Raw genomic sequence first — 18,072 nt, 5'->3', positions numbered from 1 at the left:
ATATGGACAACTTCACAGACACTATTATGGAAAACGAGTTATATTCTCTTCAATTACCATCAAATAGCGAGAGCGTTGCAGTACTGGAAAACTTTATTGATGACCTTGTACAAAAATTAGAAATTGGCGAAGATGTTTATGCTAATCTAATGACTTGTTTAAACGAAGCTATTACAAACGCAATTTATCATGGTAATAAGCAGAACCCTGACAAAAAAGTTTATGTTAACCTTGATGTTATTTTAAACAAGCGCTTGGTTTTTACCGTTGCAGATGAAGGCGAAGGTTTTGATTTCAACAACATACCAGACCCTACCGACTTAGATAATTTGGAAAAATTGACTGGCCGTGGTGTATTTATCATGAAACGCTTGGCAGATCAGTGCATTTTTAACAGCAGAGGTAACGAGGTAGAACTGCACTTTAGGTATTAATGAGCACAATTGCGATCAACTTTTTTTCTGAAGAAACTACTTTTAAGCCTACACAGGTTACGTTATTACGTAATTGGCTTTTAATTAATATTAAAACCGAAGGCTACGAACTGTTGGAACTTAATTTTATTTTTTGTTCTGATGATTACCTGCTGAACATCAACAGAGAATATTTAAACCACGACACTTATACCGATACAGTAACTTTTGATAATTCGGAAACTGAAAACGATATTTTAGGAGACATCTTTATCAGTATAGATCGGATTCGCGAAAATGCAAAAACTTTTAAAACTTCCGTAAAAGACGAACTGCACCGTGTAATGATACACAGCACTTTGCATTTGCTAGGTTATAAAGACAAAACCACCAAAGATAAAACCACTATGACTGCCAAAGAAAACGAGTATTTGGCTTTACGCGGGTTTTAACCACAATTGCGCTTATTAATTTCGGATTATATCGCCATCAGCAGGAGACATAAACAGCAATTTCTGATTGCCGACTGCGGACTTTAAAACAGCGGACTTGCTCACTCCTCCAAAGCTTCCTTACTAAGCATAGTTGCGTACTGAGCTCTCAATTTAGATACTTTAGGCTCAATAACTGCCATGCAATAACCAGCATACTGATTCTGATTATAGTAATTCTGATGAGAAACTTCTGCCGGGAAATAATTACTTAAAGGTTTAAGTTCCGTTACAATAGGCTTACTATAAACCGAAGCTAATGCTGCCAGAACCTCTTCTGTAGCATGCTTTTGCTCTAGATTGTGGTAATAAATCCCTGAACGGTATTGTGTTCCCGCATCTGCACCTTGGCGGTTCAAACTTGTTGGATCATGGCTGGTCATAAAAACATTCAACAAATCTTTATAACTTAAAATAGAACTATCAAAAGTAACTTGTACAACTTCAACATAGCCAGAAATTCCACTACAAACCATTTCATAGCTTGGGTTTGGCGTTAAGCCGTTTGCATACCCCGATTCAATTTTCACTACTCCCTTTAATCTTTGCAGTACCGCTTCTGTACACCAAAAACAGCCACCACCTAATGTTACAACTTCTAAATTATTTTCCATCTCAATACTTCCTATTTGCTAAGTAAGCTATCTGTAAAATATCGCTTACTATCTATAAAACAATTTACAACCGAAAAACCAGATTGTTCGGCTAATAATTCAATTTCTTTAAAATTATATTTCTTCGATTGCTCTGTCCAAATGATTTCATCTTTTCTAAAAAAAAGTTTTGTGTTTGTATTGGGCAAAAATACTTCCTGTTCTGCTAAACTTACCAAATAACTAAATAATTCGCCATTTCTGGGATTATAATAGCAGTAAAAATCAAACTGGTCAATATCAAAGTTAGCACCCAATTCCCTATTTATTCTTTTCAGCAAATTGAGGTTAAAGCGCTTGGTAATTCCTCCACTATCAGAATAAGCATCATAAATAACCTTTGGGTTTTTCTGTAAATCAATCCCCATCAATAATTTATCTCCCTTTTTCATGCACTTGTTTAACAGTTGCATGAGCTCAATAGCTTCCTTATTAGGATAATTACCAATGTTACTGCCCAAAAACAAAAGTAGACTTTGTTGTTTATTGGTATGCTTAAGCTGATCCAAAACTTCAAAATAATCACCAATTGCGGGTTTAATGCTTAGCTCTGGCAATTTTAAATGTAAGGTTTCGCTCAACATATTCATCGCTTCTTGCGAGATATCTATCGGGATATAATCAAAACTCACTTTTTGTGTTAACAGATATTGCAACAGTTTAAACGTTTTTGTTCCGTCGCCAGCACCCAGCTCAATAATGTTAAATGGCTCATCAAAGCCCAGTTTATCATGAATACCGGCAGCCTGTAAAGCTAAAATCTCATATTCGCAATTGCTCAGGTAATAGGATGGCATCTCCATAATCTCCTTAAAAATCCGACTACCTTCATCATTATAAAAATATTTGGAAGGTAAAAATTTCTCTGCCGATGTTAATCCTACTATTACGTCTTGTTCAAAAGTCTTCAACATAAATTAAAAATGCTTTTTTGGTTTAATCAATTAAAATCTATAACCAACGTCGAAAGAAATTAACCTACTTTCTTTAGAGAAACCATAACCTGCTGTAACTAAAAACTTGTTATATAGGTTTATCCAAACACCTGGCCCGTAACCTTGATGCCATTTCTTAGAGTCGGCAAAGCTATTGCCCACCTTGGCCACATCATAAAAACCATAAACCCCAAAATCTCCGGTTAAAATGTAGTTTCTAAAAGAAGTAACCGGAAATCTAACTTCGGAATTGGCATAATAAGCAGACTTTCCGGAGAATCTTTCGTTTCTGAATCCTCTTAGATTTTCGTTGTTACCGATGGAGTTTGCCTGATAAAACTTATAATCTCCAATATTGGTTTGGGCGCCTAAACGCAAGGCCAAAGTTAAAGGTAAGCCAATATTTGGTGTGCCGAAAGCAGACAAATCTGTACTTAACCTTACAAACTTATCTTTATCACCTCCAACTTCGTTAAAGTAGTCGATAGCGTTATGCCATTTTAAACCTGTCTGTGGTTTTAATTTGGTATCCACCAAAGAAATGTCAAAGTAGGATTTAAGCGTTAGAAATCTCCCTGGGTTTTTATAAGCATTAGGTTGTGTTGCTAAAAAATTTATTCCGCTTGGTTGGTTGATTTTTACAAATTGGAAACCCGGTCCAACTCCAAACTTCACCTTTTCAGACATTCTGCGTTGTAAATAAAATTGTACGTCATAAGATTCAGAACGTACTCTGTAATAATCTGACTTGTCATCCAAATTTACTGTGCCATTTCCTATGCCATAAAAATTAAATGAATAAGCTGGTCCTGCGTAATTTGCATTGGCAACCAAATCATACTTATGTGCAAATAATGAATAGAAAGTAGACCTATATTTCCCTACAAGCGCTTTGGTTTGAATAGAATGTAGTAAAGATATTTTCTGTTCAAAACTGTATGGCGATTTTCTGAAACCATAATGTTTTGTTTGGTAAACAATACCTAAGAAAATACCGTCTTTTGCATTTTTATAATCGGCATTGGGCAAAAACGATCCTTTGTCATAACTAAAATTATCTGGCAAAAATTCGTTAACCCAAGCACCATCAGACTTATAAACTCTTGTGTTGTTTCCCTTTACAAATTTATTTTTTTGCGTGTCGTAAAAAACCGTTCTACCATTCTCGGCACTGTCAGCCAAAAAATCGTTTTGTGAGCCACCAACCACTTTCAATTTTATTGGTCGGTCTGATTTTCCTTTAACAACTAGGCTGTCTTTTTCATCTAACAGGTAAAAATTTATTTGGCGGGTTAGGTTATTATCAAAAACGCGAGCGTAAATTGTTTTATCGATTTTACCGTCTTTTTTTGTTTTGTACATGGTAACTCCAGTACTATCTTTTTCGCGGTTAATCACCACGTATTCGTACTTTTCTGAACCTGTAATGGTTACTTCTTCATTTAATATTTTATAATATTTTGCAGCTACTTCTTCCAATTGATTTCTACGAGATTTCAACTTGGCAATCAGCTCTTCTCCGGTTAGTGCAAATGCGGGCGCCGGCATCTGGCGCACTGATTTTTCTATCACTGCATCGGTAAGTCTATTCTTCATAAACGTGGCAGTTTCCATCCAATCTGAATACGTTAATTTGGTAAGCAGATTTCTGTCTAAATTCCGGGCCGCAATAGATAATTTCGCAGGGTCTTCAATTTTCATTTCAAAAGACTGTACATCTGGAATTGCTTTACTGGCTATCCGAGGTAGAACACCATCAAACTTGGTAAAAACCTGATCTCTATCCCGTGGTATTGGTTTGTAAATATCGCCTTTACCTTTCTTTTTAAATTCTGCCCAACGCCATTGATCCTCATGTCGGTCCCAATCGCCAATTAAGATATCAAATAAGCGAGCTTTTAAAAATCCTTGTTGATCAACCTCATTGTCATTATCCTCTCTAATCTTCTCGTACATTGTACGGGTACTTACTGCATTTTTGGTATAGCCAAAGTCTTTAAATTTCGACAAATCTTCATCTGGGCGAACCTCAATAATACCTACTCTACCGCCAACTTCCTGAATGTACGGACCTAAAAGATTTGAATATGGCATGTAAACCACTTTTGGATTTGCATGAAAAACACCAATGGCATCCGCTAAGCCAGGCACTACTAAAGCGCCATACGGATGAGCTGAAGATATCTGATCCTGAACAAAATCACCCGCGAAGGTTGGTCTAAATCCTTCTGGCAACAATTCTGCTGGATTTTTATCTATCGTTCTAAACTGATATTGAATTTTGTCTTTTCCTTCTAATCTTAAAGATGTAGTCTGTTTTCCACCACCTAATTGCAAAGGCGTTAAACCACCAGCAAATTTTGTTAAATCAAGGTAAGGTATCTCTATCGGGGTTGCCCAAACAGAGCGGTAATGTTCTCCAAAAAGCCATTGTTTAAATTTGGAAGCTTTGTACTGCTCCCCTACAGCCATTGTTTTTGTTGAATCGCTGTAATTGGTAAGGGCTTCAATTTTTACTTTTTGTTTGGTTGAAGGTAACGCATACAGCGGTGAACGGTAAACCAACTTACCCTTGCTTCCATCGTCTATTGGTTCCCAAAATTCTATCCAACATTGTCCGTTTTTATAATAGTTTAGCCTTGCAAAACCTTTAGTACCATGACCGAAAAGCGCACCGTTGCCTTTAAAAAGTGCACTATTTTTACTTCCTGCACCGCTGGTTACAAAATTCTGGCTTTTGTATTTGGTGAGCATTAAAGCATGCTCATGCCCAGATGCCATAACGATATTCGGTTTATCCTCAATAAGTGCCAATAACTTGTTACGTAAATCTTGGTATTTCTTGTTCGATATATCTTGACGAGAAAGACCGTACTGCCTCATTAACGGATAAATTGAACCAATTACGGGTAAAGGAATGTAAGCATTAGGTCGAACTAGGGTTAGTGGAAAAATATAATCTAATAAAGTAAAATAGCCACCATGCTTTCCGTTTGAAAATAACGGATGATGCATTGTAAAAACAATGTTTTTACCCTTATTTCTTAAAATAATATCTTTGATTTGAACAATCAACTGGTCTTCGGTTGTAACCGTACATCCTTGTTGGTACCGATCCGATCGGGCATTTGTAGTTAACCACCATTCGCTATCAATAGCAATAATAACCAGGTTACCATTCATCTGCACCTCTACTGGCCCAGCACATCCGTTACTAGGTAAAAAGACATCTGTGCTATCTAGGTAATTTTCTACAAATGCTTCTTGCCTTTTTACAGCTTCTAAGCCTCCATAAGCGCTTCTATTCCAGTCATGATTACCAGGTATAAAAATCCGTTTACCTTTAAAATCCTTTACTACTTTTAACTGCTCTGTAATAAGTTGCTCCTTTTCTTTACGGTCAACAGCGTCCGCTTCTGGCATGCCGTGTTCGTAAATATTATCACCCATAAAAATCACTGCGTCCTTATTGCTCGATGTTTTATTGATCACCGTGTCCTGTAAGTTTTTAATAATGGTGTCTATCTTATACATCTGACTTTCCATCAGCTTTAACGTAGGTTCCTGCACATCTAAAGATGGTTTCCCTACATCTCCGATTAGAAAAACAGTATAATCTAAAGTTAAGGAATCCGGATTATTTGCTTTTTGCCAGTCTTTCTGACTTTTTGCATAAAACGGTTTATAAGTTGTGCAAGATGTATAACCCAAACAGGCAATTAGGCATGTTAGAATTGGGAGGTAGGTATTTCTCATTTATGGCTTAAGTTTTACGATGTTTCCTTTTTTGTTTTTTCCTTCGTTTGATATAAACATCTCCCCTTTAGAGTTAAAATCAAGCCCTTCTGGTTGTATAAATTCTTTTCCACTAAAGCGGATGATTTTTGAAAAACTACCATCAGCGTTAAGCTCTAAAACAAAGTTATTAATCGCAGAAAGCACATAAAGCTTCCCGTTTGTAGGGTGATAAGTCATTGCAGAAGGTTTCATCACATCATTTAAGTTTTTATTGCCTGCCGCCTTTAAAAAATGCTTAGATGCTTCCATTAATTCATCGCCTTTAAATTGTTCCCCAATGTCTTTTAGAAAAATACGCATCGCAGGTTCATTATGAAATTTTTTATCCTTCAGTGTAAACTGATAAATATTTTTAACCTCATTTTCATTCTCCGCTTTGTTAAGGTTTTTTTCTTTTACAGATAATAACAGTCTATTATTTACCACATCGTAAGCTAAACCTTCGATATCATGCTTAGATTTTAGTGCAGTTTTATAATAAGTTACCTGCGGGTTTTCGCTTACAAAATTTGCTATTTCGTAAATAACACCGTCCGCTCTTACTACATATATATCATCGCCATTTCGGGCTAAATCCTCATAATCGCCGTCTTCTGCGAACGGGAATTCCCTAACTATTTTCTGTTTATTCAAATCAAAAAAATACAATACACCTTTTTCATCCTCCACAATAGCTACTAAGCTGTCGTTAATAAAAGATATCGCAGATATTTCTTTTAGTTTTTTAGGAACCTCAATTATATTGACGGTAGAATCAAGCGCAGGCTTATTGTGCGGTTTTTTTTTATTATTGCCACACGACATCAATGAAACTACAAGCAAGGCTAGTAAAGTTTTATTCATTTTGGATTTAAATTTGATAAAGATTGTTAGACGGATATTTAATCAAATCCTATACCATTAAATATTTTCACAAATGATCAAAGAACCAATGAGTAAGCTATACGTTGAAAAAGAAATAGAACAGTTTATTTTTGAGCTTTTTAAAAAAGAGCTTTCCAACCACTTTTTATATCACAATTTTGCCCATACCAACAAGGTTGTTAAAACGGCAGAAGAGATTGCTGTAGACTATAAATTGCCCGAAAAAGAAATCGAAAATCTTGCTATCGCTTCCTGGTTTCACGACACAGGTTATGCTCGTGATTATGAGAACCACGAAGAAGAAAGTGTTAAAATAATGAAAGAATATTTTGGCAAACGACTTAGTGAACCGAGATTTAAAGAAATTGAAGAACTTATTTTAAGCACCAAATTTGGTCATGAACCCGCTAACTTAAATGAAGAAATCATTCACGATGCCGACTATGTAAGTATCGGAAAAAAATCTTTCAGCAAACGAGCAGAGCTATTACGTTGCGAGTGGGAAAAGCTGAATAATAAAACCTACGATGATTTAGAGTGGGCGGAGTTACAACTAGAGTTTTTGATATCCAAAAAGTTTAAAACCAGCGTTGCCACACATAAATTTGGAGAAGAACGTGAAAAAAACATCGAAAAACAACGTAAGGCTATTGAAAAACATAAAAGCGACCAATATAAAGTACAACTAAAAAAAGATAGCACAGATGCAAAAGTGAGTAAAGAAGGGCGGGGAATTGAAACGCTATTCCGTTCTGTTTATGGCTACCACATGAATCTGAGTTCAATGGCCGATCAAAAAGCTAATATTATGATCAGTATAAACACCATTGTGGTTTCGGTAATTATAACGCTTTTTGGTTCGGGATATACCTTTGCAGATTCGGAAGATTTTAAACATATGCGTTTTGTTTTCCCGATGCTTTTATTGGTTATCAGCAGTTTAGTTTCAGTTACGTTTGCCATTTTATCGGCAAGGCCCAACGTAACCTCTAAAGAAAAGTACCAGCTAGAAAATAAGGGAAGCAGTATTTTGTTCTTTGGAAATTTTACCCAATTGAAATTGCAAGATTTTGTGGAACAGATTAAATCTTTAAAAGGAGAAAAAAATGAATTGTACGATAGTATGTCGGTAGATATTTACCACTTAGGTGGTGTGCTGTTAAAGAAATACAAACTTTTAACTTGGTCGTACAATATTTTTATGGTTGGATTAATTCTTTGTGCGGTAGGCTTTGTAGGTATAATTATTTACTCTTACTAATTGTTTTGCAATCAATTAAAGAAATATACGAGTAGTTTGTAATACCAAAATGCTCGTATCTATCTTTTCCTTTTTTAAGACTTTCCCAGTGAAACCAACTTTTAACAACCTTTTTATCCTTTAATTTAGCTAAGTATTGGTTAGTTAGCAAAATATAACAGGGATCCAAAATAGAGTTCTTCAGTAATTTATGAACCAATATTACATCCTCGCCCATTAACTTGGTTCTACCGTTAATTTTCATCAGACTAACATGTCCGTGGTGAACAATGAGTTTAATCCCTAATTGATTTTTTGAAAGATATTTTGCGTAGAGCTCAGGGTCTGACTGTTCGAAACTACTTATTGCCTCTTGAAATGTGCTATAAATTAATTGGCATTGTTTAGCTACTTTTTTTACAGCGGGCAACCTTCCTGTTTTATAAAAGAAAACGGCATCGCCTTCAATCTCTGCAATGCTCATTTCCAAAATATTTGCACTTGCCACCTTGTTAAGAGCCTTGCTAATTACACGGTGTGCAAATTCGGTATCATCTGTGGAGGTAATAAATTTTGTAAAGCCGGTAATATCTGGAATACAGAAAAAAACAGGAATCACAGATTTACTTTTCATTTTTATTTAATGTAATTGATTAGATCACCACACAACAAGTGTTGCAATAATTGAGCAAATATAATATTTATTGATTCTGTGATGAGCTAAAAATCTCAAATTAAACTTAACAGCCTAACTTACGATAAAACAAACAGCATAGATGTAAGCCCTAACGCTAAGTGCAAAATAACATCCTATTATTTTGCACTTACATTAAACGGTGACATTTATTTTGCTTTCTCCCTTTAAAACATGTGCTAAAAGCGTGTGGAACTCAGTCTAAAATCACAAGGTCCAAATGCAATCAACTCTTGATGATTAAAAGCAAAAGGCACTCGTTTTAAAAAACTGCTTTCCAAACTTGCTTAATACTACGACTATTACAGTTTACCAAAGAAATATTGCTATTGTGGGGTATTTGAACTATTTTTAAGATTTATTAGCTATTAACATTTTTACTATAAATTACTAGATAACAATACCCTACTATTTGATAAAATTTAATAACTTAACAATCAATTTATTACAACTATTTTGCAAAAATGTGTTCGCACACAATATTTTTTTATACATTTGCTTATAGTTCAATCTCAGAGTTATAAACCAACAAAGCTTAAAACAGATTATGACAACCACAAGACTAAATCTTCTAGAAGAAACCCGATTTGAGAAGTTACCTGTAAGTATTTATGCAGATGACACCATAGCATCAAAAAATGTTGCTAAAAGAATAGCAGATTTAATTATTAAAAAAGACGCCGCAGGAGAAAAAACAGTATTGGGCTTAGCCACAGGTGCTACTCCAGTAAAGGTTTATGCTGAACTAATCCGTTTACATAAAGAAGAAGGATTAAGCTTTAAAAACGTTGTAACTTTTAACTTGGATGAGTATTATCCAATGAAACCTACCGCAGAACAAAGCTATGTTGGCTTTATGAAAGCTAAACTTTTTGACCATGTGGATATCAACATGAACAATGTGCATATTCCAGACGGTACTTTAGCAGAAAACGAGATTGTTGCTTATTGTACAGAATACGAAAAGAAAATCACTGCTTACGGAGGTTTAGATATTCAGATTTTAGGTATTGGACGTACAGGACACATCGGTTTTAACGAACCCGGTTCTGCACCAAACTCTGGTACACGCTTGGTAACGCTTGATGACCTTACACGTCGAGATGCTTCTCGCGATTTTGGAGGGAAAGAGAACGTACCTACCAAAGCAATAACAATGGGTGTTGGTACAATTTTTAAAGCTGATCAAATTATTTTGATGGCTTGGAACCAAAAGAAAGCTTCCATTATAAAAAGAGCAGTTGAAGGAGAAATCTCTTCAGATGTACCAGCTACTTACCTACAACTTTCTGATAATGTTGAGTTTATATTAGACCAAGATGCAGCATCAGATCTTACTCGTTTTGCTACCCCTTGGTTAGTACAAGATTGTGATTGGACACCACAACAAATTAAAAAAGCAGTAATTTGGTTAGCTAAAACACTTAAAAAACCTGTGTTGAAGCTTACTGAAGAAGATTACAACAATAACGGTATGGCACAATTGGCTACCGAAAAAGGGCCAGTTTACAATATCAACATCGATATTTTCAATAAAATACAGCACACCATTACAGGTTGGCCAGGTGGCAAGCCAAACTCAGACGATTCTCAACGTCCGGAGCGAGCAGAACCAGCTAAAAAACGTTCAATCGTGTTTTCTCCGCACCCAGATGATGATGTAATATCTATGGGAGGTACTTTCATCCGTTTGGCAGACCAAGGACATGAAGTGCATGTAGCTTACCAAACTTCTGGAAACACTGCAGTTTGGGACGAGGACGCATTGCGTTTTATGGAATTCAACATTGATTTTGCCAAATCACAAAACCAACCGGCTGAAAAACTTGAAGAGGTTTATAACAATACCAGAACCTTTTTAGGAGAAAAACTACCTAATCAACCAGATACTTTAGAATTGCGAACAGTAAAAGGTCTGATAAGAAAAGGAGAAGCTATTGCAGGCGCAAGATTTGCTGGCTTACCAGATGCGAACATCCACTTTATGGATTTACCTTTCTATGATAGAGGAAAAGTTTCCAAAAAAGTTGACTATGAAGATGATATTCAACAAACTATGGCGCTTTTGCAAAAAATAAAACCACAGCAAATTTTTGCAGCGGGAGATTTTGCAGATCCACACGGAACACATAAAGTATGTTTCAATATTATTTTAGATGCATTAACCCGCTTAAGAAAAACAGAATCATGGACAGAAGATTGCTGGTTGTGGTTATACCGTGGCGCATGGCATGAATTTGAAATTGACGAAATTGAAATGGCTGTTCCGCTATCCCCACAAGAAGTATTGCGTAAAAGACAGGCAATTTTCAAACACCAATCACAAAAAGATATCCCAGTTTTCCCTGGAGACGACGCCCGCGAATTTTGGGTACGAGCAGAAGACCGTACTACAGAAACAGCAAAAGCCTACAATGATTTAGGTTTGGCAGAGTACGAAGCTATCGAAGCTTTTGTTAGATGGAAATTTTAGTTGCTTAGTTAACAACCCATATTAGATCGTTAACGCAAAATTGCTTTTTATTTTGCGTTAACGATTATTCCAAAAGCATTCTTTGGATAAGCGGACACCGGATTTTCGACATCGCCAGGTACCGTACCAACAAAAAGCATATCAACGCACCAATTACTAAAAAAGAATCGGCATTTTATAACCCTATAAAAATGACACTTATTAAATCAATCTCTGGAATAAGAGGAACTATTGGTGGAAAAGCTGGCTATGGCTTAACCCCTGCAGATATTGTGAAATTCACAGCAGCCTACGGCAAATGGATTTTCGCAAAAACTGGGAACAATAAAATTGTTTTAGGTAGAGATGCCAGAATTTCGGGCGAAATGGTACGTAATTTAGTAGTTGGCACTTTGCAAAGTATTGGTTTAAATGTTATTGATTTAGGTTTATCAACCACACCGACCGTAGAAATTGCCGTTCCCCAAGAAAAAGCTGGTGGTGGTATTATTTTAACTGCAAGCCATAACCCTAAAGAGTGGAACGCCCTAAAGCTTCTAAATGAGAAAGGCGAATTTATTAGCGATTCTGATGGTAAAGAGCTGTTAGAAATAGCAGATAACTTTGAGATTTCATTTTCTGGAGTTGATGACTTAGGAAAAGTAACTTATGATGATACATATCTTCAAAAGCATATAGATCAGGTTTTAGCACTTCCTTTGGTAGATGTTGAAGCAATCAAAAACGCCAATTTTAAAATTGCAATTGATTGTGTAAACTCTTCTGGAGGAATTTTTATTCCTGCCCTGCTAAGAGCTTTAGGTGTAGAAACAATTTACGAATTATTTTGCGAGCCAAACGGCCATTTCCCGCACAACCCCGAACCTTTGCCCGAGCATTTAACAGAAATTTCTGCAATGGTTGTTAAAAATAAAGCCGATTTAGGTATTGTGGTTGACCCAGATGTTGACAGACTTTGTTTTGTAAATGAAGACGGAAGCATGTTTGGCGAAGAGTACACTTTGGTAGCTGTAGCCGATTATGTTTTGCAACATACTCCTGGCAGTACGGTATCCAATCTTTCTTCAACCAGAGCATTAAGAGATGTTACCGAAAATGCAGGACAAAAATACCAAGCATCTGCCGTTGGCGAAGTAAATGTGGTAAACTTGATGAAATCTTGCGATGCCGTAATTGGCGGTGAAGGTAATGGAGGAATTATTTATCCAGAACTGCACTACGGGCGTGATGCTCTAGTTGGCGTTGCGCTGTTTTTGACTCATTTAGCAAAAAGCGGAAAAACAATTTCTCAGCTAAAAGCAAGTTATCCTACTTATCATATCTCAAAAAACAAAATTACTTTAGAAGAAGGAATGGATGTTGACGGGATTTTGAAAAAAGTAGAAGCTAAATACAGACTACAGCCCTTGAGTACTATTGATGGTTTAAAAATAGAATTTGGAAAAGAATGGGTGCACCTAAGAAAGTCAAATACAGAACCAATCATCAGAATTTATTCTGAGTCAGAAAACGAACAAAAAGCAAACAAATTGGCTAAGCAGATTATTGCCGATATAAAATCATTTTTATAACAATAGTTATTTTTTAGCCATGAGCACTTCTAATTTATCAACCGAAACCATCAAACATATTGTAGCTAATTTTGCAATTGAAGGAGCTATTAAAGCAACAAAACCATTCGGTTCGGGGCACATAAACGACACTTTTTTAATCAGTAATACTGACGTTACTTGTCCAGATTATCTGTTACAGCGTATTAATCATCATATTTTTAAAGATGTGGAAGGTGTTGTTGTAAATATTGCTCGAGTTTCGAACCATTTGAGCACAAAGCTTCAAAGCGAGTTCAAATCAGAAAAATCGGTTGAACAAGTCCTTACCTTGATTCCAACTATAGAAGGCAGTTTATTTTTGAAAGATGAAAACGGCAACTTCTGGCGGATGTACCAGTTTATAAAAGACTCCGTCAGTTATGATTTGGTATCCTCAACAAAACAGGCTTACGAAGGTGGCGAGGCATTTGGTCGCTTCCAACTGATGCTGGCAGATATGGATCCAAGTTTATTAACAGAAACTTTGGTTGATTTCCATAATATTAAGTTCAGACTTACTCAATTTAACACTGCGCTTGCTGAAGATAAATTGGGAAGAGCAAAAGAAGTTGAAGAAGAAATTGCACTAATTAGAGAACATGAAGATTTTATGTGCAGTCTTTACCAAATGGGTGAAGATGGTTTATTGCCTAAACGTATCACACATAACGACACCAAATTTAACAATATTTTATTCGACAAAGATGACAACGTAATCTGTATCATTGATTTAGACACTGTAATGCCCGGTTATATTGCTTACGATTTTGGTGATGCTATACGTTCTTTGGTAAATACAGGCGAAGAAGATGAACCAGACATTAGTAAGATTGACGTAAATATGCCTTTGTTCAACTCTTATACAAAAGGCTATTTAAAAGAAGCAATGAACTTTTTAACCCCAGCCGAAGTAGAATCTTTGTACCTCGCAGTTTTTCTTTTCCCTTATATGCAGGCTATCCGTTTTCTAACGGATTATATACAGGGAGATACTTATTACAAAATTGCATACCCAACCCATAACTTGGTAAGAACCCGCTCACAGTTTCAGTTATTTAAAAAGCTTTGGGCACAAAAAACAGTTATCAAACAAATAATAGAGGAGAACAAACGCTTGGCAAGCAGATAACAAATTGGTATGTTAGATAGATTAGCATTTTTAAAACTGTTTCCGGCAGGAGCTTTACTGTTGCAGACACCCAATTGGCAAGCTAAATCTAGCCTACATAACCATATACCTTTAAAAGAGACCTTAATCTATGAAAACCCTTTGGCTTCAACCGAAGATCTAAAGAATTTTCATTTAGAGGGCGAAGCAGCACTTAGTTTTGAAAACGGGAAATTAAGAATGCAAAACAAGCTAGACCCAGCCTTAGGGCAGAAAAGTAATTTTGTGCTTTGGTGTCCAAAAAAGTTTCCTGCTGATATAGTTATCCGATGGAAATTTCGTCCGTTGAGCGAGCCCGGTTTAGCTATGATGTTTTTCGCAGCAAACGGAAAAGACGGTCAAGATCTTTTTGATAAACGCTTAGCTATCCGTAAAGGTGAATACAATCAATACCACCACGGTGATATGAATGCGTTTCACTTAGCCTATTTTAGACGACGCTACGACACAGAACGAGCGTTCCATCTTTGCAATCTGCGAAAAAGCTACGGAGCAAATATAGTAGCGCAAGGCGCCGATCCAATTCCTTCTGTTTCCGATATCTTATATCCGATGGAAATGAAAATTGTAAAATCTAAAGCTACAATCACTTTTTATATTAACGATTTGCTGGTTTTGACTTATGCAGACGATGGACAAAAATTTGGTAGCCTATTAAAAGGTGGTTACCTAGGTTTTCGCCAAATGGCTCCACTTATTGCAGAATATTGGGACTTAAAAATTCATAGTCTTAGCTTATAGGTTCAATCGTAATTGTAACAACCTTATTCGGATAACAGGGCTTATATTGCTCCCCATTTATCAAACTTTTCACCCATCTTCAATATAATTGGCATTTTACTTGCTTTTAATTGAAGAAAAGATTCTTTCTCGCTATTCTTAAATTAGCGTAGCAATAAACTCCAAAAAACAGGATATCGCTATTAGCTGCTATCTTCTGCCAAAAAATAAATTTATGAACAAACGCATAAGTCCCATTTCCTTTACTTTACTGATCCTTTTTATTGTTAATCTTCTTTCGCTTAAGGCGAAGGCACAGACGGACTCTATAACTAAGGGTAAAGAGATTAGTGTTGGTTTAGCGGGCGGAGCACCATTTGTAGTGGTAGAACAAGGAAAGAAAACTGCTGGAATTGCTGTCGAAATTTGGGAGGATATCGCAAATAAGAATAAATGGAAGTATAAATACACAGAATTCCAATCTGTAAGAGACGCAATTGCCGCATTAGATAACCACCAAATTGATATGGTCGTAGGTCCGCTAAGTATCACCGCAGAGAGGGTTTCGCATATTCGGTTTTCTCAACCTTATTATCAATCCAGTTTAGGACTGGTATCCAGAGTTGATAAGCCATCCCTTTGGGATAGGGTAAAACCATTTTTTAGCTTCAAACTATTAATAGCCGTAGTAATTTTTCTTTTTATACTAAGCTTGGTGGGTACGCTGTTGTGGCTTGCTGAACGTAAAGAATCACCAGATCAGTTTCCGAGTGAGCCAACAAGTGGAATTGCAAACGGAATGTGGTTAGCAATAGTAACCATGTCAACCACAGGTTACGGAGACAAAGCACCAATTACAGTATGGGGACGCATTATTGCAGGAACATGGATGGTAGTTTCTATTATTTTTGCCACTTCGATGGTTGCTGGTATTGCCAGTACACTTACCCTATCTGGGTTTGGAGACGACACCATCAACAACGTTGAACAACTGGAAGGAAAATCTGCAACAACTATTAGTGGCTCTCCTACCGAAGAGTTCTTAGAAGAACATAATGTAAAAGAAACCTCATCCGACAACCTAAAAGAAGCTTTTGATAAGCTAAAAAACAAAGAAGTTGATGCGGTAATTTACGATAGGCCCCAATTGCTGTACTATTTGAAGAACAATAAGGACAGCAAATTATTTGTATCTAAAGCCGAGTACTATAAACAAGGTTACGGATTCGCTTTCCCACTAGACACTAAGCTTTCTCATGCCGTAAACATCAAGCTTTTAGAATTAGCAGAAGATGAAAAAACATACAAGATCATCAAGCATTGGCTAGGAAACGATAATCTATAAGTATTAAATTCATAATCTACAATCTTTGAATCCCCGCGTTTTTAATTGTGGGGATTTTTTTTAGTGATAAAAAATCGTTAAAAGCATTAGTTATAAAAAAGCAAATCTTATAACCTTACTATAGTTTACCAAGCTACATTGCGTTGCTGTTGTCAGCTATCTTCTACCGCAATTTTTACTTACAAACAACAATGTTAACGAACACATTGCTTTAAAAAGTTGCAATACCACATTTTTGTGGTTAAGTTTGGCAACCAATTAAAACGTACCAGATTATATAAACATCATTAAAAATCAAATAGATTGAGCTAAATAAAGCTACTATTTAGACAGCAAACTCTGGAGTGAGATAGATGATTGCCTTTTCAAGATTATTTAAATATTAATTCTATAATTATCACAAAATGACAACTTGTTTTAACCAATCTCGCGGCCTGTATACGGTTGCAAAAAGTTTTTTATTCGCAGGTCTTCTTGCTTTTACAGCCGGTTGCGAAAACACCAAGAAAGTTGCTGAGTCAGCAAACACGCCTACTATCGACTTGCAAAAACAAATTGATGACACTGATCAACAACTAGAAATTGCTGTACCAAAATTAACTGATTTAACTAAACACCCCCGTTTAATAGAAACTAACGGCACAGAATGGGTAGAAGTGAACAACGGAAAACTAGTATGGACATCTGGTTTTTATCCTGGAATATTATGGTACGCTTATGATGTTACGGGGAAAAACAAATGGAAGCAGGAAGCCATCAAACGTACCGAGGTTTTTGAGGATTTTAAAAACATTACAGAGCATCATGACATCGGCTTTATGATGTTCCCAGCTTATGGCCTCGGTTATGAAATTGGTGGCAAAAAAGAATATAAGGATATCCTTTTAACCTCAGCAAATTCGCTAGCATCCAGATTTAACCCAAAAGTGGGCACTATACGTTCTTGGTCAAATCAAATGCATCCACGCTGGCAACAGCACATTACGATTATAGATAATATGCTCAACTTAGAACTATTGTTCTGGGCAGCAAAACATGGTGGCGATAAAAGATTCTACGATATCGCTGTTACACATGCTGAAACTACAATGAAAAACCATTTCAGGGACGATTTAACCTCTTGGCATGTTTTAGAGTACGACACCCTCTCGGGAGCAATTTTGAACAGACATACCAAACAAGGCTATGCTGACGACAGTAGATGGTCAAGAGGGCAAGCGTGGGGCGTTTATGGCTACACCATGGTTTACAAAGAAACTAAAGACAAAAAGTTTTTAGACTTTGCTCAAAAAATCACCGATAAATATCTTTCGTTATTACCAGAAGATATGGTGCCTTGTTGGGATTTTGATGTTGCTGATAATCCTAAAGAAGAAAAGGACGCGTCCGCTGCAGCTATAGTTGCATCCGCATTGTTAGATTTAAGTACAATGGTTGAAAACAAAGAAGACCAAAAAAGATATTATAACGCCGCTATAAAAATGTTAAAATCTTTAGGATCTGAGCAATATTCTGGTGTTGGCAAAGCCGATTCTTTTCTATTGCATTCAACCGGGGCAAAATCTTTAGGTAAAGAAATAGATGTAGCATTAATTTACGCAGACTATTACTACATCGAAGCATTATCGAGGTTAAAGAAAATGCAAGAGAAAAGTTAAGTTGAAAAGACCCAAACCGCTTTTATAA

14 protein-coding genes are annotated in these 18,072 nt (G+C 36.2%); 9 read left to right on the top strand and 5 right to left on the bottom strand.

Annotated elements, in window-relative coordinates:
* Positions 1-2 precede the first annotated feature (2 nt).
* Together B176_RS0103290 and ybeY are read left to right on the top strand one after the other, a co-directional pair.
* Positions 3-434: an ATP-binding protein gene (locus B176_RS0103290; protein WP_051129991.1), complete on the top strand. Its 432-nt coding sequence runs from the start codon at positions 3-5 to the stop codon at positions 432-434.
* Positions 434-865: an rRNA maturation RNase YbeY gene (gene ybeY / locus B176_RS0103285; protein WP_017257353.1), complete on the top strand. Its 432-nt coding sequence runs from the start codon at positions 434-436 to the stop codon at positions 863-865. The genes B176_RS0103290 and ybeY overlap by 1 nt, the downstream gene beginning before the upstream one ends.
* A gap of 101 nt (positions 866-966) precedes the next feature.
* Here the strand turns inward: ybeY and msrA are convergent, their stop codons facing one another.
* From msrA to B176_RS0103265, 4 genes are read right to left on the bottom strand one after another with little or no spacing between them, the layout of a single operon-like run.
* Complete coding sequence (gene msrA / locus B176_RS0103280; protein ID WP_017257352.1) at positions 967-1,518, bottom strand: peptide-methionine (S)-S-oxide reductase MsrA; 552 nt, start codon at positions 1,516-1,518, stop codon at positions 967-969.
* A gap of 11 nt (positions 1,519-1,529) precedes the next feature.
* Positions 1,530-2,471: an L-histidine N(alpha)-methyltransferase gene (locus B176_RS0103275; protein ID WP_017257351.1), complete on the bottom strand. Its 942-nt coding sequence runs from the start codon at positions 2,469-2,471 to the stop codon at positions 1,530-1,532.
* A gap of 30 nt (positions 2,472-2,501) precedes the next feature.
* Positions 2,502-6,248 carry a metallophosphoesterase gene (locus B176_RS18900; RefSeq protein WP_017257350.1) on the bottom strand — a complete coding sequence of 1,249 codons (3,747 nt, stop codon included), beginning with the start codon at positions 6,246-6,248 and terminating at the stop codon, positions 2,502-2,504.
* On the bottom strand, positions 6,249-7,133 hold the full coding sequence (locus B176_RS0103265) for an SdiA-regulated domain-containing protein (protein WP_017257349.1): 885 nt from the start codon (positions 7,131-7,133) through the stop codon (positions 6,249-6,251).
* Positions 7,134-7,206: 73 nt separating this feature from the next.
* On the opposite strand from B176_RS0103265, the gene B176_RS0103260 reads away from it, so the two are divergent.
* Positions 7,207-8,415: a Pycsar system effector family protein gene (locus B176_RS0103260; protein WP_017257348.1), complete on the top strand. Its 1,209-nt coding sequence runs from the start codon at positions 7,207-7,209 to the stop codon at positions 8,413-8,415.
* Here the strand turns inward: B176_RS0103260 and B176_RS0103255 are convergent.
* Positions 8,399-9,028 carry a DUF2652 domain-containing protein gene (locus tag B176_RS0103255; protein WP_017257347.1) on the bottom strand — a complete coding sequence of 210 codons (630 nt, stop codon included), beginning with the start codon at positions 9,026-9,028 and terminating at the stop codon, positions 8,399-8,401. The two genes, B176_RS0103260 and B176_RS0103255, sit on opposite strands and share 17 nt — an antisense overlap.
* A 607-nt stretch (positions 9,029-9,635) precedes the next feature.
* On the opposite strand from B176_RS0103255, the gene nagB reads away from it, so the two are divergent.
* The 6 genes from nagB (at position 9,636) to B176_RS0103220 (ending at position 18,044) form a co-directional block, all read left to right on the top strand.
* The gene (gene nagB / locus B176_RS0103250) at positions 9,636-11,561 is read left to right on the top strand and encodes a glucosamine-6-phosphate deaminase (protein WP_017257346.1); all 1,926 of its coding nucleotides are present in this window, start codon (positions 9,636-9,638) and stop codon (positions 11,559-11,561) included.
* 191 nt (positions 11,562-11,752) lie between these two features.
* Positions 11,753-13,132: a phosphoglucosamine mutase gene (glmM, locus tag B176_RS0103240; RefSeq protein WP_017257344.1), complete on the top strand. Its 1,380-nt coding sequence runs from the start codon at positions 11,753-11,755 to the stop codon at positions 13,130-13,132.
* Between the two features lie 19 nt (positions 13,133-13,151).
* Entirely contained in the window at positions 13,152-14,282 is a 1,131-nt protein-coding gene (locus B176_RS0103235; protein ID WP_017257343.1) for a phosphotransferase enzyme family protein, read from the top strand.
* Positions 14,283-14,291: 9 nt separating this feature from the next.
* Complete coding sequence (locus tag B176_RS0103230) at positions 14,292-15,062, top strand: DUF1961 family protein (RefSeq protein WP_017257342.1); 771 nt, start codon at positions 14,292-14,294, stop codon at positions 15,060-15,062.
* Positions 15,063-15,276: 214 nt separating this feature from the next.
* Complete coding sequence (locus B176_RS0103225) at positions 15,277-16,386, top strand: transporter substrate-binding domain-containing protein (protein WP_017257341.1); 1,110 nt, start codon at positions 15,277-15,279, stop codon at positions 16,384-16,386.
* A 404-nt stretch (positions 16,387-16,790) separates the two neighbouring features.
* Positions 16,791-18,044, top strand: coding sequence for a glycoside hydrolase family 88 protein (locus B176_RS0103220; RefSeq protein ID WP_017257340.1), 1,254 nt, complete (start codon positions 16,791-16,793; stop codon positions 18,042-18,044).
* Positions 18,045-18,072 lie beyond the last annotated feature (28 nt).

The sequence above is a fragment of the Pedobacter arcticus A12 genome, assembly GCF_000302595.1.
Lineage (GTDB): Bacteria > Bacteroidota > Bacteroidia > Sphingobacteriales > Sphingobacteriaceae > Pseudopedobacter > Pseudopedobacter arcticus.
Note: the sequence above shows the minus strand (reverse complement) of the source record. Positions and strands in the feature narration are given on the sequence as shown.